Source organism: Acinetobacter sp. ANC 4216 (assembly GCF_004331195.1).
Taxonomy (GTDB): Bacteria; Pseudomonadota; Gammaproteobacteria; order Pseudomonadales; family Moraxellaceae; genus Acinetobacter; species Acinetobacter kookii.
This window is the reverse complement of sequence record NZ_SJOC01000017.1, coordinates 44,612-70,220: the sequence shown is the minus strand read 5'-3', so window position 1 is coordinate 70,220 and position 25,609 is coordinate 44,612. Positions and strand designations below refer to the sequence as shown.

Below are 25,609 nucleotides of genomic sequence, written 5' to 3'. Positions count from 1 at the left end.
CAAGGTGGCTTCGGTGGTCAAGGCGGTTTTGGTAGCCAAGGTGGCTTCGGTGGTCAAGGTGGCTTCGGTGGTCAATCAAACCCGGGTTTTGAAAGCGAAACAAAATTTGAAGATTCTCAAGACGACGAAAATAATCGTTAATTGTTAATGCTTAAAAGCCTCTCTTTATGAGAGGCTTTTTTATTTGAGCACAAGCGAATAGATATAATGTATTTTCTTGTCGACAGTAAAAAACCAGTTGTTTAGGCAACTGGTTTTTTAACTCAAATCATCTAAGGATTATTTATTTTTTTTACGGTCCAGATTTGGATCTTTGATTTCTACAAAGGCATTGCTGCGAATTTCACGTAACCAGCTATCCAGTTCAGCATCAAATTGACGTTCACCCAGAATTTGACGTGCCATACGTTGCTGATATTCGCGCGTCATATCTTGTTGGCGTGTATCAGTCACTTGCAGAATGTGCCAGCCAAATTGAGTCTGGAACGGTTGGCTGGTCTGACCGACAGGGGTGTTTTTCATTTGTGCTTCAAATTCAGGCACCATGACACCCGGGTTCACCCAGCCTAAGCTGCCGCCATCGCGTGCAGAACCGGGATCATTGGAAAAAGTAGAGGCCAATACGGCAAAATCTTCACCCGCTTTTAAACGGTTGTAAATGCTGTCGATTTGTTGTTTGGCATTTTCAGGGCTTACCACTTCAGAAGGCTGAATCAGAATGTGACGTACCTGATATTGCGATACGATCGCTTTTTGCTCGCCGCCTTTGCGTTCAATCAATTTTAAAACATGAATGCCGTCACGTACCGGAATCAGGTCGGTCGTTTGACCTTCCTGCAGCGTGCTTACGCGGGCAGCCAGTTCAGCCGGGATGTCAGACAGGTTTCTAAAGCCCATATTTGCACCTTCGACCTTAACGGTCTTGGTGGTGAACTTTTGGTCAATCGCTTTAACATCATTGCTGTTATTCAGTTCGGTTTTGACAAGTTTTGCCGTTTTTTCTAATGCTGCCTGGTCATTACCCGATACACGGATATGAATCACATGTGCCTGGCTGCCTAAAGCTGCTTGACCTTGTGGCGTTTTCAAAAAGTTTTCTACATCCTGATCACTAATTTTGATTCGGGACATCACAATTTGCTGACGCAGGCGATTAATTGCCAAATCTTCTGCAATGCGATTGCGCAAGGATTCATAAGTCCCTGGAGCAATACCATCAAGCTTTTGCTGGAATGCTTCTAAACTTTTGGTGCCAGATTGGCCTGCAACCTTAAGTACAGCTTCATTCAGTTCTTTTTCATTCGGTTTGATATTGTAGCGTTTAACCTGTTCAAGTTGCGCTTGACGAATAATGAGCTGGTCCAGTGCCTGCTGCTGTAAATACTGTTCTGGTGGCAGCTGTTTTTTTTGCGTTTGTAGCTGATGTTTGAGTTCGGCGATGCCTTGTTCTAAATCACTTTTTAAAATGACACTGTTATCTACCAGGGCAACCACTTCATCTGAGGGTTGCGCAAATGTAGTCATTGATGAAGATAAGGCTAAAGCAAGCGCAGTCGCTTTAAAAAATTGTTTTAACTGTATTGTCTTCATTAACGTTGTGTCCAAGATTGATTAATATTATTGAAACCTAGAATACGGCTTTCGAGTAAAGATGACAGCTTGTTGTTGAAACCGCCTAAACCTTTGAGGCTAATTTCAGCCATAATGGCACGTTTTGGTGAAACACCTTCATCATTCACGTTGTCCAGGTCATTATAGTAAGAACGGCCATACACCGAAATGCCCCAGCAACATGACTCATAATTTACGCCGAGTAAATACTCGCGAGCGACATTGTTGTCCAGATCATATTGGGCATGACCTAAAATACGCCAGTTATTGGCTACAGGTTGAATGAATGATGCAACAACCTGGTCATACTGGTCTTGGCGGTTTGGAATGTCTTTGCGGTAGAAATAACCCAGGTTATAAAGGTTACCCTGATTGCCGGTGTAATACAGCTGCAAATCACGCTGGGCATTATCACCATTTGACATCCATGCAGAATTTGCACCAATCGTAAAGTTTTGTGATAGTTGGCTGGATACGCTTAAAATTGGACCGGTACGGCGCTCAGTATCAAACTGATCAGTTTCATTTTCTAGCGTTACCCGACGATCTTCAAAAAAGAAGCTTTGACCGACGCTGGTTTTTAGGCGTTCCAAACCGACTTCATCAAATAGACTATAACTTAGTCCTAAAGACAGGAAATTATTATCTTCTAAACGGTCATGTCCATAGAAACGACGAGAGTTAAAGAGCTGATCGTAATTGATGGATGCAGGAGCCGAGTCAAAGTTTGGATGCCCATCCTGATTTTTATAGGGTGCATAGGCGTAGAAGGCACGAGGAGTCAGTGTTTGTAGATACTTGCCTTCTTTTTCAAAGATTAAACCGGTATCTAAAGTGAATTCAGGGATGGTAACCGATTGATTTTCACTTGAAGAGCTAGTCTGGCTTTGTTGGTTAATAACTTGTTGCGTGTCTTTATCATAGAACGTATTTACATTGCGTAGCGATACTTCAGGAATGACAAACGACCAGGGATTGCGATAGTTGTAACGTACCGAAAAATCATTGTAAATTCGCGTGCCGCTCGGTTCGTAAGAGTTATTGTTGGTTAAACTGGAAGCATTGATATCTTTTTTGAAATAAGCCGTATCATGGTCAAATTCAAATTGTAAACCTTGCGGGTCACCGCCTGTATAGTTGAGTAAAAATTGCGGCAAACGTGCATAAGGACGATCTTGATCGGAAACCGACTTATCTACAGTCTGGAAATCTTCTACTTTTAACTGGGCTCGAAGGCCAGGGATGCCATTGCCGTAGTTCAGTTCCCAGGCACGGCGCAAGTTTAAAGTGGTTTTAGAATTTGGATTATTGTTTAAATCGGCAAAATAGTCTTTATCTGAAACATAGTTATATTCAACATTGGTAGAAAACTGATTGTTGATTTGCCAGTTGTGTAAAAATTGTAAAGCTTTACGGTCTTGGTCGTTATATTCGCTGTCTGAAGCCAAGTAGCCGCCCCAAATCATACCGGAGCCGTAATTTTCCGTTAAATAGCGGAATTCGCCTTCAAGCATTGCACCGCGATTACCGATGTAGCGTGGTGTAACGGTTGCATCGTAATTCGGTGCCAGGTTTAAATAAACAGGAACTGCAAGCTCTACGCCACCATCGTTAGAAAAACCGAAATTTGGATTTAAAATACCTGTGGTACGACGGTCATCAATCGGGAAGTTGAAATAAGGTACCGCGAGCACCGGAACTTCTTTGACATACAGTTTGGTTCCACGTGTTTCACCGCGTCCTGTTTCCTTGTTCAAGGTGATTTTATCCGCCTGAATTTTCCAGCCTGGTTTTTCATCGGGTGGGCAGGTGGTATAGGTGGCATTATTCATCACCACCACATTTTCTGATGTGCGGGCAATTTTTTCTGCCATGCCATGCGCATGCTGCTCTTCAGAAATGTAGTAGCTGTTATTTAAATCGCCTTGCTGGGTCTTTAAGTTGTAATTGATCTGGTCACTTTGTGCCAATAAGCCGGCTTGTGCCATTTGCACACGGCCTTGTGCATTGGCATAAGTTTGGGTCTGGTCAATGGTAATTTTATCGGCGCGAATCTGGCGGCCTTGCTGGTCAATTAATACATTGCCTTCGAGAACGGAATCGCCATTCGGGTCATAATGGCCATAATCTGCAGTTACTGTAGATGTTGCATTGTCTGGATCTGCAGCTTTGGTATCCGGGCTGATCGGCGTAATCCAGGCACCTTTACAATAAGCAGAGCTTAAATGCTGTCCTTGACGCTGCTGGGCTTCCGGGGAGGATTTGTCTACATAATATTGTTCAAAAAATTGTTGTCCAGGATACGACTCCTGAATACTGTCTTTCATTTTTTGGTTGTCGACAGTCGAAGCCGGAATTGTGGATTCAGCATAGCTTGAGATCGAGCTGCCACATAAAAGGGTTAAAATAGCAGTCGCTAAAGGATTAAATTTAAACTGATGCTTCATTTGTTTCATTAACCAAGTATGCTTAATCGCAATTAATTATTCTCGCATCATAGAGAAAAAGTTGATAAGTGGCTACACTTAGCACTTTAAAAACTCAGCCTGTATTAGAATTTATCGCAAATGAATACACAACGTGAACAATTGATACAAACATGGATTACATCTGTACTTGGTTCAGATCAATTTGAGACTCATTTTTTGGCAGGCGATGCAAGCTTCCGTCGTTATGCACGAATCAAATTGAATAATAAAACATTTATGCTCATGGATGCACCACCAGAAAAAGAAGATTGTGGGCCTTTTGTGACGATCGATGAATTTTTTGATAACAATGGTGTGCGTGTACCGCATATTGTTGCCAAAGACCTGGAATTGGGCTTCTTGCTGCTGGAAGATTTTGGTGATGTCCTGCTTTCGACCTTGCTCAATGAGCAAACTGTAGACCATTATTATGAGCAAAGTTTTAAACAGCTGATTCAATTACAGGCGATTGATGGAACACATCATTTTCCAGATTACTCCTATGAAAAACTGATTTCAGAAATGCAACTGCTGACGGACTGGATGTTGCCTTCACTGCACATTCAACCGACAGATGAGGAGAGTGCTTTAATTAAACGCACTTTTGCCATTTTAGCCAACGCTGCCTTGGCGCAGCCGCAAGTGATTGTGCATCGCGACTTTCACAGCCGCAACCTGATGAAAATTGAAGGCGAAACCGATCTGGGTGTGATTGACTTTCAGGATGCCGTCATTGGCGCAGATACCTACGACCTGATTTCAATTACCCGCGATGCTTATGTACAGTGGAATGCAGAGCGTGTTTATACATGGTTTAAAACTTTCTATGACCTGTTACCTGAATCGGCAAAGCAGGACCGTGATTTCGAACAGTTTAAAAAAGATGCCGACATGATGGCGATTCAGCGTCATATTAAAATTTTGGGCATTTTTGTGCGCTTATTTGAACGCGATGGCAAATCGGGTTATCTCAAGGATTTACCGCGTGTCATGTGGTATTTACTCGAAGAAAGCAAGCCTTATGCAGAACTGCAACCTTTTATGCAGTTTATTCAAGCGAAGGTAATGCCGAAATTTGAAGCCAAATATGGTTGCTATGAGGTTGCTGCATAAATGAAAGCCATGATTCTTGCTGCGGGCTTGGGTAACCGCATGCGTCCACTGACTTTGCATACACCAAAACCCTTGCTGGAAGTGGGTGGAAAGCCGCTGATTGTTTGGCATATTGAAAAACTGCAAAACATTGGCATAAAGGATATTGTGATTAATACGGCATGGCTGGGTGAAAAGCTTGTCCAGGCATTGGGAAATGGCTCTCAATTTGGCGTCAATATCTTGTGGTCACATGAAGGCGAAGGCCTGGAAACAGCGGGTGGCATTATTAATGCCTTACCGCTTTTGGGTCAAGAACCTTTTATTCTGGTGAATGGTGATGTCTGGAGCACTATGGATTTTTCAACTTTACTGGATGTGAAACTGGAAAATGATCTCGCCCATCTGGTTTTGGTTGAGAATCCGGCTCAACATCCAAATGGTGACTTTACCCTGGCCAATGGTCGAGCATATACTTTTGACCAAAACCAGTCAGGTGAAGCACTGACTTACAGTGGCGTTGCGGTGATTCATCCCGGAATGTTTGCAGGCCTGGAAAATGGCAAGCGACCACTGGCACCTTTATTAAAGCAAGCCATGCTGGAGCAACAAATTTCTGCATCCAAAATGCAGGGCGTTTGGGTCGATGTTGGCACTCCTGAGCGATTAAATGTACTGGATCAACAAATTAAGCAAGGCTTGTACGATTAAGTGCATATTCACTAAGCACAAGCTACTGTGACTTGTTGTATAAATCGGTATACTTCCATTAACTTTTCGAGACGTTATTTGTATATGCATCAGTTTTTCAAAGAACTTAAGCAGGGTAGCCAAGCTTTGGGTTTGGAGCTTAGCGATGAGGCTTTAAATTTATTACTCAAATACCAGGATGCTTTGGTACTGTGGAATAAAGCATATAACTTGACCGCGATTCGTGATCCCAAAGAGATGCTGGTGAAGCATCTGCTGGATAGCTTGAGTATTTTGAAAGATTTGCCTCAGGGCCGTTTGCTGGATATCGGAACGGGTGGCGGTATGCCAGGCATGATCATTGCATTATGCCAGCCTGAACGCCAGTGTGTATTGCTCGATTCGAACGGTAAAAAAATCCGTTTCCTGAAACAGTTTATTGCCGATTTAAAACTAAAAAATGTGGTAGCTGTACAGACGCGTGTCGAAAATGAAGAAAGCATTCATGAGCTGGGTCAGTTCGATGTCATTACCAGTCGGGCATTTGCCTCTTTAACCGATTTTGTTGCCGCTTCTAAACCTTTTATGCATGTGCACAGTATTATTGCATCAATGAAAGGATTAATTCCTGAGGATGAAGTAGAGGCTTTAAAAAATGAATTCAGTTGTGAGATTATTGAACTTAAAGTTCCGCGTTTAGATGAACAACGTCATTTGCTTTTATTGAAACATATTTAATTTTTTCGAAGGATTGGGGTCACCATGGCACAAATTATTGCGATTGCGAACCAAAAAGGTGGCGTAGGTAAAACCACAACCGCAGTAAATTTGGCAGCATCGTTAGCTGTTTTAAAAAAGCGCGTTTTACTTGTGGATATGGATTCGCAAGGCAACGCCACGATGGGGTCTGGGATCCAGAAAAATGATCTTTTGTATTCGGTCACTGACGTTTTATTGGGTGAAGTCCCGATTGAAACGGCAATTACCAAAGCGGAAGTCGGTTATAAAGTTCTCGGGGCTAACCGTGATTTGGCGGGTGTTGAACTTGCCATTGCCGAACAGGATGGCCGCGAGTATATTTTGCGTGATGCATTGCAAGAAATTGAATCTTCTTTTGATTATATTATTGTTGACTGTGCGCCAAGCCTGAGTCTTATTACGGTGAATGCCTTGGCTGCCGTGCAGGGTGTCATGATTCCGATGCAGTGTGAATACTATGCCCTGGAGGGTCTGGCCGATTTAACCCAAACCATTGACCGCATTCAGCAGGCTTTGAATCCTGACCTTGAAATCGTGGGTGTGCTGCGTACCATGTATGATGCACGCAATGCATTAACCCGTGATGTGTCGGAAGAACTGGAACAGTATTTTGGCAAAAAACTCTATGATACGGTGATTCCGCGTAATGTACGTTTGGCTGAAGCACCGGCACATGGTTTGCCGATTATCTATTTTGAAAAAAGCTCCAAGGGTGCAGTTGCTTACCTGAATCTGGCAGCTGAGATGTTAAAGAAAAGTAAAGTAAAAAAAGGAAGTAACGCATGACCACAAAAAAACGCGGACTAGCTAAAGGTCGTGGTCTGGATGCCTTGCTTGGCTCAATCCAGAAAGAAAAATTACAAATGGAAGCTCAAGCGTTAGATCATGGTCAGCTGAAACAGATTGATGTCCATTTATTAAAACGCGGTGAATATCAGCCGCGTCGTTTTATTCATGAGCAAGATCTTCAGGAGCTTGCAGCATCAATTGAAAAGCATGGGGTCATGCAGCCGATTGTGATTCGTCCAATTGATGATGAAAAGCATCCCTATGAAATTATTGCCGGTGAGCGTCGCTGGCGTGCTGCGCAACTGGCGGGCTTAACTGAAGTTCCTGCAATTGTTCGTGACTTGAATGATCAGGTTGCCATTGCTCTGGCATTGATTGAAAACATTCAGCGTCAGGATTTAAACCCGATCGATCAGGCGATGGCACTCCAGCGTTTCCATGAAGAATTCGGTTTGAGCCATCAGGAAATTGCCGATACTGTCGGTAAGGCGCGTACCACAGTCAGCAACCTGTTACGGTTACTCACATTGGCTGAATCGGTAAAAGATTTCATGCAGCAAGGTTTGCTGGATATGGGGCATGCACGTGCCATCCTGACCTTGAAAGCCAAGGACCAGCTTAAAGTTGCAGAACATGTGATTGAAAAAAGTTTATCTGTACGTCAAACCGAACAACTGGTACGCGACTTTAATACGCCAAAACAAGAAAAACCGAAAGCTGAAATTGCACCCGATATTCAGCAACTGACGCAGCGTTTGGCAGAGCGTTTCAGTGCAGATGTGAAGATTGATCATAATAAACAAGGCAAGGGAAAACTTGTTATTCAATACCATTCACTTGATGAATTGGACGGTATTTTAAATATCTGCTTTGCAGAATAATTTTTTAAAATTTTTATTGGGGAAAACATATGTGGGAATTAGTTAAGGCGGGTGGGTGGCTGATGCTTCCCCTTGTTTTATGTTCAATTTTTACCGTTGCAATCACGATTGAACGCTTTATTCGCTTAAAAAAATCAATGATTCTGCCTAAGGTATTGTTACTAAACTCTGCGCAAAATACTGATGCGGTCATGCAGCAGTTACAGCAGGATCAAGCCTTACAAGCGAGTACTTTAGGTCGAATTTTTATGGCGGGTTACCAAAGTAAAAGTCAAAATCAGCAATTTGCCCGTGTACAGATGGAAACGACCGCATCGCAAGAAATTGGTTATCTGGAAAAAAACATCAACTTCTTGGGAACGTTGAGTGCGGTAGCACCACTTTTAGGTTTGTTGGGTACGGTTCTGGGTATTATCGAATCCTTCCTGGTGATTGATTTAGGCACCAATAGCAATCCTACTTTAATGATTCCGGGTATTTCAAAAGCGTTGATCACAACGGCAGCCGGGATGTTTATTGCCATTCCGGCACTGTTTGCATATCGCTATTTTCAGCGTTTGGTACAAGAATATATTGCAGAGCTTGAACAGCAATCGACCTTGTTTCATGCAGCACTTTTCTATCAAAATTCTACAGATCAAGAACAAGATATTAGAAAAGCAGGTTAAGGTGGTGAAACATGAAATTCAAACGCACACAAGTTGAAGATATTCACATTAACCTGACACCCATGATTGACTGTTTGCTGTTTATCCTGGTTTTTCTACTGCTATCCACCACATTCAACCAGTTTAGCCGCATGAATTTAACCTTGCCGGATGCGCAAGGGGTGCCTCCCAAGCAGTATGATCATAAAATTGAAGTGGTGGTAGATGCTTCTGGACACTATTCTATTAATGGACAATCAATTGCCAGTAAGGAAGTGGTCGACTTAAGTACCGCAATTAAACAGATTTCCAATGACCGGCGTGATTTAATGTTTGTTATTGCTGCGGATGCCAAGGCAACGCATCAGGATGTCATTCGTGTGATGGATGTAGCAGGACAGTTAGGTTTTGTGAACGTCAATATTAGTACCAAAGTTCCGTCTAGGGGTTATGAGTGAAGCAAGATTTTAAGGTCTATCTGCGTCTTTTAGGATATCTGAAACCTTTTTGGGGTGTGGCAATACTGGTTTTTATCGGTTTTGCAATTAGTGCAGCGACTGAGGTTTCCATTGCGAAATTACTGGAAAAAATCATCACCGCTATCCAGCACAGAGACCAGAACTTTACTTCTATATTTCCTTTTCTGGTTATTTTATTGATGTTTTTTCGCGGTTTAGGTTCCTTTATTGGAGGCTATTATACCGCAGTCATCTCACGTAATCTGGTGTTTAATATCCGTCAGGAAGTTTTTGGAAAATTACTTAAACTTCCATCGCAATATTATCTGGATAATACCAGCGGACATATTACCGCTAAAATCATGTATAACGTGGAGCAATTAACGGCTGCTTCATCTGAATCTCTAAAAACCCTTGTCCAGCAAGGTCTGATTACGATTGGTTTGCTAGGCTATCTGTTATATAGCAATTGGCGCCTTACCCTGATTATTCTGATTTTTGCTCCACTGATGGGGTTGCTGGTTCGCAAAGCATCAAAACGTATGCGTAAACTATCCCTGCAAGTTCAGGACACCATGGGGGATGTTAACCATGTGGTGCAGGAAACGGTGAATGGGAATTTAATCGTTAAGGGTTTTGGCGGGCAGGAATATGAACAAACGCGTTTTCGTGAAAACTCGCTGGAAAACTTAAGACGCGGTTTGAAAATGGTGGTGGTGCAGCAACTGAATAGCCCGGTTGTGCAGTTCATTATGTCCATTGCCATGGCAATTATCATCTGGATTGCCTTACGGCCAGAAATTTTGCGGGATACCAGCGCAGGTGAATTTGTTGCCTACATTACCGCAGCCGGTATGTTAAGCAAACCGATCAAGGCATTGACGGATATCAATGAAAAGCTGCAACGTGGTATGGCTGCTGCACATTCCGTTTTTGAATTGCTGGATTTGCCTGAAGAGCAAAATGCAGGCGCTTTAACGCCAGTGCTTAAAGGTAATATTCAGTTTGAGAATGCCAACCTGATTTATGCAGATGGGCATCACGCGATTCAGGATTTCAACCTGAATGTCAAGGCGGGCGAAACCATTGCATTGGTCGGTCGTTCAGGCGCGGGCAAAAGTTCTCTGGTCAATTTGCTGGTGCGTTTTCAGGAGCTGAGTTCTGGGCATATTTATCTGGACCAGCAGAATATTCAAGATATAGACCTGCATAGCTTGCGTACACAAATTGCCATGGTGAACCAGCAGGTGGTATTGTTTAACCGCACTGTACGTGAAAATATTGCCTACGGCCAGCTTGAAAATGCGACCGATGCAGAAATCATTGCGGCCGCAAAAGCTGCCTATGCCCATGACTTTATTATGGCCTTGCCACAAGGGTATGATACGCAACTGGGCGCACAAGGCCTGAATCTTTCAGGTGGGCAGCGCCAGCGTATTGCCATTGCACGTGCCATTTTGAAAAATGCACCGATTCTGATTCTGGATGAAGCCACCAGTGCATTGGATAATGAATCAGAGTATTTTATCCAGAAAGCATTTGATGCAGCCATGCAAGACCGGACAACGATTGTGATTGCCCATCGTTTATCAACCATTGAAAATGCAGATCGCATTGTGGTGATGGATCACGGTAAAATTGTCGAGCAGGGTACGCATGCAGAATTGATTGCCCAACATGGGGCTTACTATCAATTGCATCAGCGTAATTTCGAGGAACATTGATTTATGTCATTCGCACAATTTATGCAAGATGCTTGGAATAGACAGGCCAAGTGGTTGATTGTGCTTAGACCTTTGTCATGGATTTATCGTGGGGGCTTTTTATTCAACAAAAAGCTTTACCAATGCGGTGTTAAAGCCAGCTATCAATCTCCGGTTCCGGTGATGGTGATTGGCAATATTACGGTCGGTGGTAGCGGTAAAACGCCGTTACTGATTCAGCTGGTCAATTATCTTCAAAGTCAAAATGTCCGTGTTGGTGTCATCAGTCGCGGTTACGGTGGAAAAGGACCTTTTCCCGCCTATGTGGATTTGGAGTCAGTTCCTGAAGTGGTGGGGGATGAACCCTGTCTGATTGTGCAGTCTACCGGTGTGCCCATGGTAGTGGGATCAAACCGGCAACATAGTATCGAATATCTGTTATCCAGACATGAGCTGGATTTAATTATTAGTGATGACGGTTTGCAACATTGGGCTTTAGCACGACAAATTGAGTGGATTGTGCTGGATCAGAATCGTGGTTTGGGTAATCAAAAGTTATTGCCTGAAGGATATTTACGCGAACCGCCAAGCCGCTTAACAACAGCGACGGTCATTGAGCATGCCAGTCAGCCCAATTCCGAACTGAATATGCATTTAGAAGTTGCTGCGCCTTATTTGCTGAATGATGCGGAAGATGAAAGATCTTTTAATCCGGCGGATAATTTTTATGCTGTCGTGGGTATCGGTTTTCCGCAACGTTTTTACAGCACCCTGGATTCCATGGGGATTCACCAGTTTCAGTGCCATGAATTTCCTGACCACTATGATTATGAAATTACGGATCTGCAGTTTGAAGATAACAATCCCATTATTACCACGGAAAAAGACGCAGTAAAACTGCTGCCCCTATTAAAGCAAAATCCAAATTTTAAACGGGAAATCTGGGTGGTTCCTGTTGAAGCAGTGCTTTCACCACAATGCTACGATGTCTTGCATCAACAGTTACAGCAACTTGGCATTCCAATCTCTTAAGGTTCATTGTTTATGAAACATATTGTTATTCCAGCACGTTTTGCAAGTTCCCGTTTGCCGGGCAAGCCGCTATTGGAAATTCATGGTCGTGCCATGATTCTACGAGTGGTCGACCAGGCAAAAAAAGTGGCTGGTTTTGATGATTTATGTGTTGCAACCGACGATGAGCGTATTGCAGAAGTTTGCCGTGCAGAAGGCGTGGATGTCGTTATCACCAGTTCAGATCATCCCTCTGGCACCGACCGTTTAAGTGAAGTTGCCCGCATTAAAGGCTGGGATAGCGAAGACATTATTGTCAATGTACAAGGTGATGAACCTCTGCTTCCGGCTCAATTGGTGCAGCAGGTGGCGCAATTACTGGAATCGCAACCTGAATCTTCCATGTCGACCCTTTGTGAGCCGATTCATAGTCTGGAAGAGTTTCAGCGCGACAGCATTGTGAAAGTGGTGATGTCCAAATATAACCAGGCTTTGTATTTTAGCCGTGCCACGATTCCTTATGACCGTGATGGTGCCAAACAAGAAATTCAGCAATTACATCAACAGGCATACCGTCATTTAGGGCTGTATGCTTACCGTGTGAATTTGCTGCAAGAATATGTGTCTTGGGATATGGGTGTGCTGGAAAAACTGGAAAGTCTGGAACAATTGCGTGTACTGGAAAATGGTCACCGTATTGCGATTGCGGTTGCAGAAGCCAACTTGCCACCGGGTGTAGATACCCAGGCAGATCTGGACCGTTTGAATCAGATGGATGTTTCCTGCTTCGAATAAGGTGAATACCTTCATGCAAGATAATGTTGTGGCACAAGTTTACCCATGGCAGCAAACGGTTTGGGAGACCTTGACCGGACGCTTTCCCAAGCTGGGGCATGGCCTGCTTTTTTACGGCAAAAAAGGCTGTGGCAAGGAAGCTTTTGCCCAATATTTTTTGGCTTGGGTGTTATGTGCCAATCGTCATGAAAACAATGCCCCTTGTGGTGAATGCGGCAGCTGTTTGTGGTTAAAGTCTGATACCCATCCCAACTATGTCCATATCAGCACGGATGAAGACAATAAAAAGCAGAATGCCAAAATCAAGATTGAAAAAATCCGTGATTTATTGCCCTTTGTGCAGCAAACCGTCGATGGCTGGCGCGTGATCGTGATTGAACCGGCAGAAGCCTTAAATATCGCTTCTGCCAATGCCTTGCTGAAGACTTTGGAAGAGCCGGGTGAGCGGGTGGTCATCATCCTGCTGGCCGATCATTATCTAAAGCTTCCTGCGACCATTCGTAGCCGTTTGCAGCATTTTGCGCTAGACCGTATTTCTGTGACTCAAGCGGATGCATATTTAACCGAACATTTACCGGATTTAGGTCAAACCCAGAAACAACTGTTGATGAATTTATCTAATCAGATGCCATTACAGGCCATGCAGCTGGCTGAAACGGAATGGTTAAATAAGCGGCAGGAATTTTTAACGGACTGGCAAAAACTGGTCACGCAAAAAAATATGCCGATGGCGATTGCGACCAAATGGAATAAGGCGCTGAGTTTTAGTGAATTTTCACAAATGTTTGAATACTTGTTGTCCGATTTAATTTGTGTCAAGCTCAGTCAGCAGATTAAAAATTCCGATCTGGATTTGAGTGCATTATCCGAACACTATACCTTGGAATTTTTATTTACGGTTTATTCGGATTTGCAGCAAGCCAAACAATATATTGAGCAGAATGTACAAAGCAATTTAGTGCTTGATCAATTGTGTATAAAACTAATGAACATTTAAATATTTTTAAGGGGAATAACAATGCAACCACGTATGGGCGGTATTATTCATGCCAATATTTCAGATGTAGATACCTTGTATGCCAGTTATATGCCTTATGTTGTTGGTGGGGGATTGTTTATTCCGACCAAACAGCCGGTTAAGCTCGGTGAAGAAGTTTTTGTGCTGGCAACTTTACCTGAACAATCACAGAAAATTCCTTTAACAGGCAAGGTCATCTGGGTCTCTCAGAAACAAAATGGCATCAAATTACAAGGTTTTGGTATGCAATTGACCGGAGAAAAAGGCGTTTATTACAAATCAGAAGCTGAAAAGTTGCTTGCAGGTCTTAAGTCTGAAGGTCGAACTAGTTACACTATGTAGCTGTTTAAACGATTTAGGATATCGCCGTGTTTGTAGATACTCACTGCCATTTAACCATGCTGGATCTGACGCCTTATGATGGCAATCTGGATCTGGCATTAGCGCAGGCGCGTGAAGCGGGAGTGTCCAGATTTATGACGATCTCGGTTGATCTGGACGATCATATCGAGCTGGCTAAAATTGCCTCACGCCATGCTGATGTAGGTTACAGTGTGGGTGTGCATCCTTGTGAAGATCCTGCGGTCATGGCACGCGCCACGACAGATTATCTGATTGAACTGGCACAGCCTGAAAAAGTCTGGGCGATTGGTGAAACTGGCCTGGACTATTTCCATAGCACCGACTTTATTGCCGAACAAAAACAATGTTTTGCCCGTCATATCCATGCCTCTCAGGCGGTGAAAAAACCGGTGGTGGTGCATACCCGCGCTGCCAAACACGATACTGTGGATATCATCCGGGCTGAAAAATCCACGCATGGTATTTTGCACTGTTTTACTGAAGACTGGGAAACCGCTAAAGCTGTACTGGATTGTGGTTACTATGTATCATTTTCCGGAATCGTTTCTTTTAAAAATGCACAAGATTTACGCGATGTGGCCAAGCAGGTTCCGCTGGATCGGGTGCTGATTGAAACTGACAGCCCTTATCTGGCACCGATGCCATATAGAGGAAAATCTAATGAACCAAAATACGTGCCTTATGTAGCCAAAGCCCTAAGTGATGTATATGATAAGTCCGTTGAGGAAATTGCTTTCATTACAATGCAGAACTTTGAAAACCTCCTTAATTTAAAGTAAATAAATTAAATTGATATAAGCGCAGAAGAGAATTACAGAGTGAAGATGGATCGTCAGGCTCAGTTTCGAGCAAGAGAAGCGTTAATTTTTCAGGTTGCAGAGCAGCTGCTGTTAGAAAATGGCGAATCAGGGATGACACTGGATGCGTTGGCAGCAGAACTCGATTTGGCGAAGGGAACTCTCTATAAACATTTCCAGAGTAAGGATGAGCTTTACATGCTACTCATTATTCGTAATGAGAACATGTTGCTCGAGATGATTAAGGATACCGAAAAAGCCTTTCCGGAGCATCTGGCCTTCTTTATGCTGCATCATTTACATCATCCTGAGCGCACAGTACTGTTCCATCAAATTGAAGAACGTCTTTCTACCACCGGTATAGGGATCAATCTTTTATTTAGCGAACTGTATCAGGTCAGAAAACAGCGGTTGCGCATTATTATCCGTATGACTGAAAGCTATCTGGAAAGTATTCAAAGTGGCATGTCTACACGCGATTATCTGGCATCTATTTGGGCCCTAACGCATGGCGCTGCAGCTATTCTGAATTCCAGTTTTTACCAGCGCTATTTAGGTTCACGTGACACATTACGCGTAGCTTATATTGATCAGGCCTTGGCAATGCCCAAGCAGGTCAGTTCTGCGGAACAGTTTGCTTAAAGGTATGCCATGAAGCCAATCCAGCCATTATCAATTCGTGGTTTTACCCTGATCGAGTTGATGGTGGTCATTGTGATTATGGCAATCATGGCTTCTTTAATTCTGACCAATATTAACGGGGTAGACCAGCGTAAAGCCATGCAGGCACGGGAAGTGTTTATGATGGATTTACGCAGGATTAACCGTGAAGCCAATGATCAGGCCCGCATTTTTGCCCTGGATGTACACAGTGCCACTGATGTATCGCCGTTCCGTTATGGAGTGGTTGAATACATCGTTCCTTCCATTCAAGCCGTAGCTCCGCAAATTGTTGAAGAAAACAAAAAATGGCAAGAGTATACGGAATTTACTCCAAGGGCTTTGCCTGAGCATGTTTCTTTTAGCATTACTTCACTCGATCATGCTTATGAAAATGCCAATAATGAAGATTTGCTGAATTCGAATGCCCCACAGCTGCTGTGGCTGGGTAATGGCGAAGCCAAACCGGTACGGATTCAGTTTTATTTTGAGCAGCGTCCGATTGGTGAGGAAATCGAGATTGATCATCTGGGTAAAATCAATGCAAGCTAGATACTCCGAACATGGTTCGTCATCTTGCGCTCGGACGAAACGTTGTTTGCCTCATCGCTGCTCCTCAAGCATAGCTTTCGGACTTGCGGCACGATCGAGTAGTACTCGACTTAATCGTGCCTCAGGCTTTACGCTATTGGAAGTGATGGTGGCCCTGGCAATTTTCGCCACTGCTGCAATTGCCTTTACCAAAGTGGCGATGCAATACACTCAGGCAACATCCAATGCCATTTTAAGGACCAAGGCGCAATTCGTGGCCTTAAATGAAGTGGCGCTGATGGAAGTGAATCAGGAATGGCTGCAGGGAACCCAGTCCAAACAGGTCACCCAGCAAGGAGAAACCTGGCAAATTGACAAATCTGCGCAATCGACCATCAGTCCCAATGTACAACGCATAGAAGTACAGGTCAGTTTGTTTAATGCGGAAACTGGCAAGGTTGAATCAGGGGTGACCCATGTGGTTTTCTTTAACCCGAAGGCCAAAGCATGAAAAAGCAGACTGCAAAAAATAAAAAAGGTTTCACTTTGGTTGAACTTTTGGTGGCGATTGCCATCTTTAGCGTGCTTTCGGCATTAGGCTGGAAAGTCTTTGATTATATGATCAAGGTCAAGGACCGTAATGCTGAACACGAAATGCAATTGGGTCAGTTGCAGGAAGCCTATCAGCAGATTCTGCGTGATACCGTTCAGGCTGTGCCACTGAATGCCAATATCAATAACGATATTCAGCCTGCTCTGGTTTTGCAAAATGGCCGATTTAATTTTAGCAAAACCGGTGTGACTGATCCTTTGCAGCAGGGGATTTCGCCGGATGAGCGCGTGGAATATCAATATCGTGCCGATGAAAAGAAACTGTATCGGCTGAAATATCGCAATTTAAACAGTACAGGGCGGGATCAGCCTGAGTCCAGTGTGCTGTTAAATGATGTCGACCAGTTTGAAATTGTGGTATTAAATCCGAATGAGCTTAATGCGTGGCCAGAGGGGCAGGCGGATTTAAACGATGTCATACAAAAACAGGTCTTGCCGAAGGGCATTAAAATTAAACTGACCGTCAAAGATGTGGCCTATGAGTGGATTTTCAGTTTATTAAACACCGATTATTTAAAACAGCAGAATAGTACTTTGAATAACAATGCAAATAGCAATACAAATAAATCTACATCTTAAGGTGTGACTCAATTGAACATAAAGCCGCAACAGGGTGTTGCCTTAATTACGATTCTGGTCATGGTGGCATTGGCCACCATCCTGGCTGCGACCATTGCCAAAAGACAGGCCAATACAGCTGAAAACACGGCATATTTGATGCGTCAAAACCAGTCACTGTTGTATGCTAAAAGTGCTGAAGCCTTTTTTTCAGAGCTTTTGGTCGATGATGCGGAAAATGCCGGTAATATTGATTATTTGCAAGAAAACTGGGCCAAACCGATGCCGGCTTTTCCTGTAGAGGATGGTTTTATTGCGGGAACTTTAGAAGATCAATCAGGCAAATTTAATTTAAACAGCCTGGTAAATACGGATGGTACGCCCAATCCTCAGGCAAAAGCCTGGTTTGAGAAACTGCTGCTGCGTGTGGGATTGCCGGAAAAGTTAAGTGAAGCGGTCATTGACTGGCAAGATGCCGATAACGAAACCATAGGCTCGATGGGTGCAGAAGCCAGTTATTATCAGGGATTGCCACAGGGCTATTTACCGGCAAACAGCAAATTTCATCGTGTAGAAGAACTGAAACTGGTACGTGGCTTTGAAGGAAAAAAATATCTGCAAATTGCCGATTATGTGAGTGCTGCTCCAAATGCGGATACCAAGGTGAATATCAATACTGCTCCGGCAATGCTGCTGGCCAGTCTCGATCCCAAACTGGATATCAACACGGTGCAACAGCTGTTGCAACAACGCCAAGCCAATTTAGAGTATTTTTCCAGTGTGAATGAGCTTTGGGAGATTGAACCGTTTAGACAGCTTGGTGCAGAGGTGAGAAGTGAGGCTGGCAATCTGTTAGATGTAAAATCTGCGTATTTTAAAGCCAGAATTGAAGTGCAGCTCGGTGAACGTAAACGCCAGTTCAGTAGTGATCTGGTGCGAAAGGATAAGGCGGTGTATGTGGCATCTCGCAGCATGGCACCATTCTAATCAGATTCCGAGAAACGATGAAAAATGAGAAACACCTCTATTTAACTTAATGTATTTCTCCAATGCTCTTGAACAGTAAAATTAATGTTCAGAATTTCACTTTTGCTTTATAACTTTCACTTTTGCTTTATAATCAAATTTAATTCACAGATTTTTGATTGCATCAGGGCACATGTTAATTCGTAAGTTATTTAAGTTTGAAAATGCTCATATTGTGCGAAATTGCACATCGGACCGCTGTAAGCGTTCAATTCATGGTCATAGCTATAAAGTTGAATTGTTGCTCAAGGCGTCCAGGTTCGATCATGGTCAAATGGTATATGACTTCGGATTATTAAAAGGGGTGATCAAGGATATTTTTGACAGTTTTGATCATGCAATCTGCTTCTGGCAGCATGATGATGCTGAATATATTGAGGCGTGCAAAAAATTTAGTGCACGCTGGGTATCTTTACCTGTTTCACCCTCTGCAGAACAGTTCTCACGTATTTTTTTCTATCTGGCCCAGCAAGTGCTGGCTTCGACCATTACCCAAAATGGGGAAGGCGACGTGGAGGTTTATTCGGTGATTGTGCATGAAACCGATACCGGTTATGCACAAAGCTTTATCGAAGATATTGAAAATACGCAAATGGGTGTGCTCAGTCTTGACCAGATTGTGTTTTCTGAACAGGTTCAAGTGGAGTGGGCAGATCCTAAAATGTATGAAAAATTACAACAAGGCATGAAATTCCAAAATCCAACCGTAGATCTTCAAGTACACATTTGAAGACAATAAGAAAGTTTGGTCTGGTCGAAAAAATTAGGAAGCAGGTATGTCTTTAACGGAACAACAGCAAGCTAAACTCGATAAAATCCAGTTGGATGCAAGTTGGAAAAATGCATTAAGCGATTTTTTGCTGAGTGCGAAAATGGATGATTTAAAACAGTTTTTGCTGACTGAAAAACATGCAGATAAAATTATATATCCTCCTAATTCACTTATTTTTAATGCCTTAAATACAACACCTTTCAACCGTGTTAAAGTCGTTATTCTGGGGCAGGATCCATATCATGGGCCTAATCAGGCACATGGATTAAGTTTTTCTGTGCAAAGAGGGGTTGCATTACCGCCATCTTTACGTAATATTTTTCATGAATTAAACACCGACTTGGGGATTCCTGTTCCCAAGCATGGCGATTTAACCCGTTGGGCTGAACAAGGTGTGTTATTGCTCAATGCGGTATTGACTGTTGAGGCTGGACAGCCGACATCACATCAAAAACGTGGATGGGAGGACTTTACCGATCATGTGATTGATGCTTTAAATGAGCAGTGTGAGCATATTGTATTTATCCTTTGGGGAGCCTATGCACAACGTAAAGGACAACGTATCGATCAAAATAAACACCTGGTATTAAAAGCTGCACATCCTTCTCCTCTGTCAGCAAATCGTGGTGGTTTTTTTGGTTGTAAAGTATTTTCAAAAGCAAATAATTATCTGAAACAAAATGGCATTGAGCCGATCAATTGGCAGCTGGACGCATGACACAATCTCCTGAATTAAAAAATTATCATCCTGATCTCATTGTAGAAGAAGCCATCAATGGCTGGCGCATTGTTCGCCTGAACCGGCCGAAATCTCTACATGCCCTGGATGAATCTATCGTTACCGCACTTTTGGAAGTGTTCCAAGATTTTCACCATGATGATGCGGTAAAAGCGATCTGGCTGGATTCAACCACCCCGAAGGCTTTCTGTGCGGGTGGTGATGTGCGTAAACTTCGTCAGCTGGTGATTAATGATGAAGTTGCAACGGCAAATAAATTCTTTGAGCAGGAATATGCATTGGATTTATTGCTGCATAACTATGCCAAGCCGGTACTGGTGTGGGGTGAAGGTTATGTGATGGGTGGAGGTCTGGGCCTGTTTATGGCTGCACCATTCCGTCTGGTGACGCCTTATTCACGTTTGGCAATGCCTGAAATCAATATCGGCCTGTATCCGGATGTCGGTGCGACACGCTTCCTGGCAGACCGGGGTGCGATTGGCCTGTTTACCGGTTTGACCGGTTCAATTATGACCTCTGCCGGTGCCTATGGAATTGGCTGGGCAACCCATATTTGCGATGCACAGCGTGACAATGTGCTAGATAAAGTGCTGAATATTGATTGGGGACATTATCCTGCTGGGGATTTTCGTGCCATTGATGACACTTTAAACAGTATGCACCGTCCGGTGGGTCCGGGTCCCTTACAAAATTCACTCGATGTCATTCATAGTGTTTGCCGTGGGGTGAACTTTGAACATGACTATGAATCTATTATTGGCCTTAGTGATGCACGCAGTGACTGGCTCCGTCAAGCTAGTGAAAACCTGCAAAAAGGCTCGCCTACTACAGCGGCATTAACCTGGCTGCTCTGGCAGTGGGGCAAGCGCGTTCATTCCTGGAATGAAGTTTTTGAACTTGAAACGCAGATATCCAACTGGAAGATTCGCCATCCTGATTTCGTTGAGGGTGTGCGGGCGCGTCTGGTCGATAAAGACCTCTCTCCGGAATGGGTGAAAGGCAGTGATTTCTCTTTAAAAACCATCTTGTCGGATTGTCCGCCAGTGACCAATATTCAAAGCTGGAATGAGCTGTTGAAGCATTACGGGATCATCAGTTAACCCTATGACTGATGTTACACAACTGACTGATGAATACTGGATGCAGTTTGCTTATGAGCAGGCTGCAATTGCCGCTTCAAAACAGGAGATTCCTGTGGGCGCGGTGATCGTCAGTCAAAACCGGATTATTGGTGCAGGACATAATGCACCCATTTCTTTAAATGATCCGACCGCCCATGCTGAAGTTCAGGCTTTGCGCCAGGCCTGTACAAATCTGAATAACTATCGATTACCTGAAGATGCGGTGCTTTATGTGACGTTGGAGCCTTGTACCATGTGTGTTGGGGCTTTGATTCATGCACGGGTTTCCAAGGTCGTGTTCGGCGCAACTGAACCGAAAGCAGGTTCCTTAATGAGCGTGCGTCGATTATTTGAAACAGGGTATTACAATCATGTTTTCGAATATGAAGCAGGTTGTATGCAGGAACAATGTTCCCAGCAGCTCAGCAATTTTTTCAAGAAGCGCCGTGAGCAAAAGCGATTGCAGAAATTACAAGAAAAATCTCTAAATGATCAAAATCATTAATTCAAATCATGTAAACTATAATGACAATGAGTATTGTCAATAAAAATCAGGATAAGTCATGAATTCTATTCAAGTAAAAAAAGAATTTAACGCACCCGTCGATCAGGTTTTTGATCTGTTATCCAAGCATGCGACCTACAATGTGGCCTTTGCACCGATTCAGGTCGAACGGGTTAAAGATTCCAGTGATCCTGAGCGTCCGGATGGGGTGGGCTCGATACGCCGTATGGGTTTTGGTCCCATCAAGCCTTTACGGGAACAGATTACCCTGCTGGAACCGAACCAGCGTATCGAATACCAGATTGTGAAGAATCCTTTGGTGAAACACCATTTGGGCATTATCGAGTTCGAAGCCAAAGCTGCCGATAAGACCCTGGTCACCTATACCATTGAATTGCAGGCACGTGCTCCTTTTATCAGTAAATTAATCCTTGCACAGCTTAAATCTGCGATTAAACTAGGTTTTTCAAAATTAGCTAAAACTGTATAGCGTAAAGTGGAAAATTAATGACAGTTCAAATTATTACCATAGATGGGCCGAGTGGTTCTGGAAAAGGCACACTTGCGGCTAAACTGGCAGCACATTATCAATTTCATTTGCTTGATTCAGGTGCTCTGTATCGTCTGCTCGGGCTGTCATTACATCAACAGGATTTACTTGATTGCCTGGATTCCGAACTGGAGCAGTGCGTTAAAATTGCAACAAATTTAGACATAAAATTTGTGACAACTGAATCGGGTACCCGAGTCGAACTTGATGGTGAAGATGTGACTCAAACCATCCGTACAGAACGGGTGGGAGAGTTTGCTTCAAAAGTTGCGATAGTTCCAGAACTTAGAGCAGCGCTATTGGAGCGTCAGCGTGCATTTGCACAAGCTCCAGGACTGGTTGCAGATGGCAGGGATATGGCAACCGCCATTTTTCCGGAAGCTCAAGCCAAGATTTACCTGACGGCATCGGCTGAATCCCGAGCGGAGCGACGAGTAAAGCAGTTGCAGGCTATGGGGCTAGATGTTAAAATAAACGACATTTTAGCTAATATACAAGCTCGAGACAAACGTGATATGGAGCGCACCGTCGCACCACTCAAGCCAGCAGCAGATGCTTATATTATCGATAGTTCTACATTGGGCATTGATGAAGTATTCAAGTTGATGACCACCTTTGTTGACCAGCAATTAGCCAATTAAAGAATTTTCAGCTAAAGCATAGCTTGATCAGTTTATTACGGACTATGTGGAAGCTTAATTAAACCGGCCTTGTCTGATCCAAGACCGCTGACTTTATCAGGTATATCATGACCGAATCTTTTGCAGCCCTCTTTGAAGAAAGCGAATTAAACCTCAACGTTGAAAAGGGTGCAGTCATCCAAGGCGTTGTAGTAAACATCGACTCTGACTGGGTAACAGTTGACACTGGCCTTAAATCAGAAGGTATCGTTGACCGCGCTGAATTCTTAAACGACCAACGTGAACTTGAAGTTCAAGTTGGCGATACTGTTGACGTTGTTGTTGAAGCTCTTGACAACGGTATGGGTCAAACAGTTTTATCACGTGAAAAAGCTAAACGTGCTGAAACTTGGACTAAACTTGAAAAAATCTTTGAAGACGGCGAAATCGTTACTGGTGTTATCTCTGGTAAAGTTAAAGGCGGTTTCACTGTTGACATCGGTCCAGTTCGTGCGTTCTTGCCAGGTTCATTGGTAGACACTCGTCCTATCCGTGACACAACTCACCTTGAAGGCAAAGAGTTAGAATTCAAAGTAATCAAACTTGATGCTAAACGTAACAACGTTGTTGTATCTCGTCGTGCTGTTATGGAAGCTGAATCTTCAGCTGACCGTGAAGCTCTTCTTGCTCAGCTTGAAGAAGGTCAAACAGTCACAGGTACAATCAAGAACCTTACTGATTACGGCGCATTCGTTGACCTTGGCGGTATTGACGGTCTTCTTCATATCACTGACATGGCTTGGAAACGCATCAAGCACCCTTCAGAAGTTGTTGAAGTTGGACAAGAAGTTACTGTTAAAGTACTTAAATTCGACCGCGAACGTAACCGCGTATCTTTAGGCCTTAAACAATTAGGCGAAGATCCATGGTTAGCGATCATGAACCGTTACCCTAAAGGTTCAATCGTTAAAGCGCGCGTAACTAACCTGACTGACTACGGTTGCTTCGCTGAAATCGCTGAAGGCGTTGAAGGTTTAGTACACGTTTCAGAAATGGACCACACTAACAAAAACATCCACCCATCTAAAGTTGTTCAGATTGGTGACGAAGTTGATGTTATGGTTCTTGAAGTGGACGAAGAACGTCGTCGTATTTCTTTGGGTATCAAACAAACTCGTGCTAACCCATGGGAAGAGTTTGCTAAAGACCACGACAAAGGCGAAAAAGTTTCAGGTACAATCAAGTCAATCACTGACTTCGGTATCTTCATCGGTTTACCAGGTGGTATCGACGGTCTAGTTCACTTGTCTGACATCTCTTGGAACGAACAAGGCGAAGAAGCGATCCGTCGTTACAAGAAAGGTGACACTGTTGAAGCGGTTATCCTGTCTGTAGATGCTGAAGGCAACCGTATCAGCCTTGGTATCAAACAAATGAACAGTGATCCGTTCAACGATTTCTTGGCTGCTAACGAACGCGGTGCGCTTGTTAAAGGTACTGTAACTGCAGTTGACGCTCGTGGCGCGACTGTTAAGTTAGCTGACGAAGTTGAAGCGACTCTTAAAGCATCTGAAATCAACCGCGACCGCGTTGAAGATGCAACTAAGTTCCTTGAAGTTGGTCAAGAAGTTGAAGCTAAAATCATCAATGTAGACCGTAAATCTCGCTCTATCAACTTGTCTATCAAAGCGAAAGACGAAGCTGAAGAGAAAGAAGCGGTTGCTAACTTGAAAACAGCTGCAGCTGGTCAAGACAATGGTCCTAAGACTATTGGTGATTTGATCAAAGCTCAAATGGGCAACTAAGTAGAGCTGTAAATGTATTGTTAATGTAAATTAACTAATACTTTTTACACAAATACTGTAAACGGTAGCGTAGTATTAACTTATTACGCTACCGTTTTGTATTTAAACAGGTTATTATCGTTTCATCTACAAAGTAGCTTGATAATTAAAGAGGTCGCAGATGACTACGGAAGCACTGAATAAGTCTGACTTAATAGAGCGAATTTCACTAAAAAATCCACACTTAGCAGAGCCTTTGGTTGAAGAAGCTGTTAAGATTATGATTGATCAAATGATAGCTGCATTATCGTCTGATAATCGTATTGAAATTCGTGGTTTTGGCAGTTTCGCTTTGCATCACCGTGATCCACGTGTGGGGCGTAATCCTAAAACAGGTCGATCTGTTGAAGTAGCTGCAAAAGCGGTTCCGCATTTTAAACCTGGTAAAGCATTGCGTGATGCAGTAAACGAATCTGCACAGTAATAAAAAATTTATGGGGTGTTTATGCGTTACGTTTTAGTCGCATTACTCATTGTACTTTTTGGCTATTCATTAGCACTTGTACTACAAAACGGTACTGAACTTTCGGTAGACCTGCTGTTTACGCAGGTACCTGCAATGCGTTTAGGTTTATTGCTGTTATTAACCTTGGCATTAGGTTTGGTATTGGGTTTGTTGTTAGGGGTTCAAATTTTCCGGGTATTTCAAAATCATTGGGAAATTAAGCGTCTACGTAAGGACATTGAGCATCTTCGAAAAGAACAAATACAGGCTGCACAGTTGGCGGCAGCTGAGGCAGCAGCCCATAGCAGACATGAAAAAACAGTTTTAGACATTCATCCGAATGATCGTTCGTCTAATCCCTTGTAATTCTGTATGTTGGCGATAATTTTTAGGTTTTAGCCAGTCAGCTTGAAACCGAAAGATTGAATCAATTTTAAAACACCCTAAGGTAAATGCTTCAGGGTGTTTTTTTATCTATATACGTTAATCTCATCATGAAAATTCAAAGCAATAATTTCGATTAACTAATTTTTTATCACTTTGT

Annotated in this window: 29 protein-coding genes and 1 pseudogene; 28 read left to right on the top strand and 2 right to left on the bottom strand. The window is 43.3% G+C overall.

Going from position 1 to position 25,609, the window contains the following annotated elements; genetic code table 11:
• Positions 1 to 141, top strand: a pseudogene (locus tag E0H88_RS16165) (RNA chaperone Hfq); the annotation flags it as partial.
• A gap of 138 nt (positions 142 to 279) precedes the next feature.
• Here the strand turns inward: E0H88_RS16165 and E0H88_RS13765 are convergent.
• Both E0H88_RS13765 and E0H88_RS13760 read right to left on the bottom strand, forming a co-directional pair.
• Positions 280 to 1,590: a peptidylprolyl isomerase gene (locus E0H88_RS13765; protein WP_131274596.1), complete on the bottom strand. Its 1,311-nt coding sequence runs from the start codon at positions 1,588 to 1,590 to the stop codon at positions 280 to 282.
• Complete coding sequence (locus E0H88_RS13760; protein ID WP_131274598.1) at positions 1,590 to 4,058, bottom strand: LPS-assembly protein LptD; 2,469 nt, start codon at positions 4,056 to 4,058, stop codon at positions 1,590 to 1,592. The genes E0H88_RS13765 and E0H88_RS13760 overlap by 1 nt, the downstream gene beginning before the upstream one ends.
• 120 nt (positions 4,059 to 4,178) lie before the next feature.
• Between E0H88_RS13760 and E0H88_RS13755 the strand changes: the two genes are divergently transcribed.
• The 27 genes from E0H88_RS13755 to E0H88_RS13625 all read left to right on the top strand — a co-directional run bounded on the left by E0H88_RS13755 (position 4,179) and on the right by E0H88_RS13625 (position 25,431).
• Positions 4,179 to 5,192, top strand: a complete 1,014-nt coding sequence (locus E0H88_RS13755) for an aminoglycoside phosphotransferase family protein (RefSeq protein ID WP_131274595.1) — start codon at positions 4,179 to 4,181, stop codon at positions 5,190 to 5,192.
• A complete protein-coding gene (gene murU, locus E0H88_RS13750) occupies positions 5,193 to 5,882 on the top strand; it encodes an N-acetylmuramate alpha-1-phosphate uridylyltransferase MurU (RefSeq protein WP_131274594.1) in 690 nt (229 codons plus the stop codon). It abuts the gene before it with no gap.
• Positions 5,883 to 5,966: 84 nt separating this feature from the next.
• Entirely contained in the window at positions 5,967 to 6,599 is a 633-nt protein-coding gene (rsmG, locus tag E0H88_RS13745) for a 16S rRNA (guanine(527)-N(7))-methyltransferase RsmG (protein WP_131274593.1), read from the top strand.
• Between the two features lie 24 nt (positions 6,600 to 6,623).
• Entirely contained in the window at positions 6,624 to 7,406 is a 783-nt protein-coding gene (locus tag E0H88_RS13740; RefSeq protein ID WP_131274592.1) for a ParA family protein, read from the top strand.
• Complete coding sequence (locus tag E0H88_RS13735) at positions 7,403 to 8,290, top strand: ParB/RepB/Spo0J family partition protein (RefSeq protein ID WP_092818366.1); 888 nt, start codon at positions 7,403 to 7,405, stop codon at positions 8,288 to 8,290. The genes E0H88_RS13740 and E0H88_RS13735 overlap by 4 nt, the downstream gene beginning before the upstream one ends.
• A 29-nt stretch (positions 8,291 to 8,319) precedes the next feature.
• The gene (locus tag E0H88_RS13730) at positions 8,320 to 8,958 is read left to right on the top strand and encodes a MotA/TolQ/ExbB proton channel family protein (protein WP_131274591.1); all 639 of its coding nucleotides are present in this window, start codon (positions 8,320 to 8,322) and stop codon (positions 8,956 to 8,958) included.
• 11 nt (positions 8,959 to 8,969) lie between these two features.
• Positions 8,970 to 9,395 (top strand): ExbD/TolR family protein, encoded by a 426-nt coding sequence (locus E0H88_RS13725; RefSeq protein ID WP_092818364.1) that lies wholly within the window; start codon positions 8,970 to 8,972, stop codon positions 9,393 to 9,395.
• Positions 9,392 to 11,119: a lipid A export permease/ATP-binding protein MsbA gene (gene msbA, locus E0H88_RS13720; RefSeq protein WP_131274590.1), complete on the top strand. Its 1,728-nt coding sequence runs from the start codon at positions 9,392 to 9,394 to the stop codon at positions 11,117 to 11,119. Before E0H88_RS13725 ends, msbA begins: the two co-directional genes overlap by 4 nt.
• Positions 11,120 to 11,122: 3 nt before the next feature.
• Positions 11,123 to 12,130, top strand: a complete 1,008-nt coding sequence (gene lpxK, locus E0H88_RS13715) for a tetraacyldisaccharide 4'-kinase (RefSeq protein WP_131274589.1) — start codon at positions 11,123 to 11,125, stop codon at positions 12,128 to 12,130.
• 12 nt (positions 12,131 to 12,142) lie between these two features.
• Positions 12,143 to 12,904: a 3-deoxy-manno-octulosonate cytidylyltransferase gene (gene kdsB, locus E0H88_RS13710; protein ID WP_131274588.1), complete on the top strand. Its 762-nt coding sequence runs from the start codon at positions 12,143 to 12,145 to the stop codon at positions 12,902 to 12,904.
• Positions 12,905 to 12,917: 13 nt separating this feature from the next.
• Entirely contained in the window at positions 12,918 to 13,901 is a 984-nt protein-coding gene (locus E0H88_RS13705; protein WP_131274587.1) for a DNA polymerase III delta subunit-related protein, read from the top strand.
• Between the two features lie 21 nt (positions 13,902 to 13,922).
• The gene (locus tag E0H88_RS13700) at positions 13,923 to 14,264 is read left to right on the top strand and encodes a PilZ domain-containing protein (RefSeq protein ID WP_131274586.1); all 342 of its coding nucleotides are present in this window, start codon (positions 13,923 to 13,925) and stop codon (positions 14,262 to 14,264) included.
• Between the two features lie 26 nt (positions 14,265 to 14,290).
• Positions 14,291 to 15,064, top strand: a complete 774-nt coding sequence (locus E0H88_RS13695) for a TatD family hydrolase (RefSeq protein ID WP_131274585.1) — start codon at positions 14,291 to 14,293, stop codon at positions 15,062 to 15,064.
• Positions 15,065 to 15,109: 45 nt separating this feature from the next.
• On the top strand, positions 15,110 to 15,724 hold the full coding sequence (locus E0H88_RS13690) for a TetR/AcrR family transcriptional regulator (RefSeq protein ID WP_131274584.1): 615 nt from the start codon (positions 15,110 to 15,112) through the stop codon (positions 15,722 to 15,724).
• A gap of 9 nt (positions 15,725 to 15,733) precedes the next feature.
• The gene (locus E0H88_RS13685; RefSeq protein ID WP_131274583.1) at positions 15,734 to 16,294 is read left to right on the top strand and encodes a type II secretion system protein; all 561 of its coding nucleotides are present in this window, start codon (positions 15,734 to 15,736) and stop codon (positions 16,292 to 16,294) included.
• A complete protein-coding gene (gene gspI / locus E0H88_RS13680) occupies positions 16,284 to 16,784 on the top strand; it encodes a type II secretion system minor pseudopilin GspI (RefSeq protein WP_131274582.1) in 501 nt (166 codons plus the stop codon). Before E0H88_RS13685 ends, gspI begins: the two co-directional genes overlap by 11 nt.
• Complete coding sequence (gene gspJ / locus E0H88_RS13675; RefSeq protein ID WP_092818356.1) at positions 16,781 to 17,464, top strand: type II secretion system minor pseudopilin GspJ; 684 nt, start codon at positions 16,781 to 16,783, stop codon at positions 17,462 to 17,464. Before gspI ends, gspJ begins: the two co-directional genes overlap by 4 nt.
• 18 nt (positions 17,465 to 17,482) lie before the next feature.
• On the top strand, positions 17,483 to 18,430 hold the full coding sequence (gene gspK, locus E0H88_RS13670) for a type II secretion system minor pseudopilin GspK (RefSeq protein WP_165493326.1): 948 nt from the start codon (positions 17,483 to 17,485) through the stop codon (positions 18,428 to 18,430).
• A 172-nt stretch (positions 18,431 to 18,602) separates the two neighbouring features.
• Entirely contained in the window at positions 18,603 to 19,199 is a 597-nt protein-coding gene (locus tag E0H88_RS13665; protein ID WP_131274581.1) for a 6-pyruvoyl trahydropterin synthase family protein, read from the top strand.
• Between the two features lie 46 nt (positions 19,200 to 19,245).
• Complete coding sequence (gene ung, locus E0H88_RS13660; RefSeq protein ID WP_086195473.1) at positions 19,246 to 19,959, top strand: uracil-DNA glycosylase; 714 nt, start codon at positions 19,246 to 19,248, stop codon at positions 19,957 to 19,959.
• Positions 19,956 to 21,080 carry an enoyl-CoA hydratase/isomerase family protein gene (locus E0H88_RS13655; protein WP_131274580.1) on the top strand — a complete coding sequence of 375 codons (1,125 nt, stop codon included), beginning with the start codon at positions 19,956 to 19,958 and terminating at the stop codon, positions 21,078 to 21,080. Before ung ends, E0H88_RS13655 begins: the two co-directional genes overlap by 4 nt.
• 4 nt (positions 21,081 to 21,084) lie before the next feature.
• Positions 21,085 to 21,606: a tRNA adenosine(34) deaminase TadA gene (tadA, locus tag E0H88_RS13650; protein ID WP_092818352.1), complete on the top strand. Its 522-nt coding sequence runs from the start codon at positions 21,085 to 21,087 to the stop codon at positions 21,604 to 21,606.
• Between the two features lie 58 nt (positions 21,607 to 21,664).
• Positions 21,665 to 22,096, top strand: a complete 432-nt coding sequence (locus E0H88_RS13645; RefSeq protein ID WP_092818351.1) for an SRPBCC family protein — start codon at positions 21,665 to 21,667, stop codon at positions 22,094 to 22,096.
• 17 nt (positions 22,097 to 22,113) lie between these two features.
• Complete coding sequence (gene cmk / locus E0H88_RS13640; protein ID WP_131274579.1) at positions 22,114 to 22,797, top strand: (d)CMP kinase; 684 nt, start codon at positions 22,114 to 22,116, stop codon at positions 22,795 to 22,797.
• A gap of 107 nt (positions 22,798 to 22,904) precedes the next feature.
• Entirely contained in the window at positions 22,905 to 24,581 is a 1,677-nt protein-coding gene (rpsA, locus tag E0H88_RS13635) for a 30S ribosomal protein S1 (protein WP_086195468.1), read from the top strand.
• Between the two features lie 160 nt (positions 24,582 to 24,741).
• Positions 24,742 to 25,044, top strand: a complete 303-nt coding sequence (locus E0H88_RS13630) for an integration host factor subunit beta (RefSeq protein ID WP_086174991.1) — start codon at positions 24,742 to 24,744, stop codon at positions 25,042 to 25,044.
• Between the two features lie 21 nt (positions 25,045 to 25,065).
• Complete coding sequence (locus tag E0H88_RS13625) at positions 25,066 to 25,431, top strand: lipopolysaccharide assembly protein LapA domain-containing protein (protein ID WP_131274578.1); 366 nt, start codon at positions 25,066 to 25,068, stop codon at positions 25,429 to 25,431.
• Positions 25,432 to 25,609 lie beyond the last annotated feature (178 nt).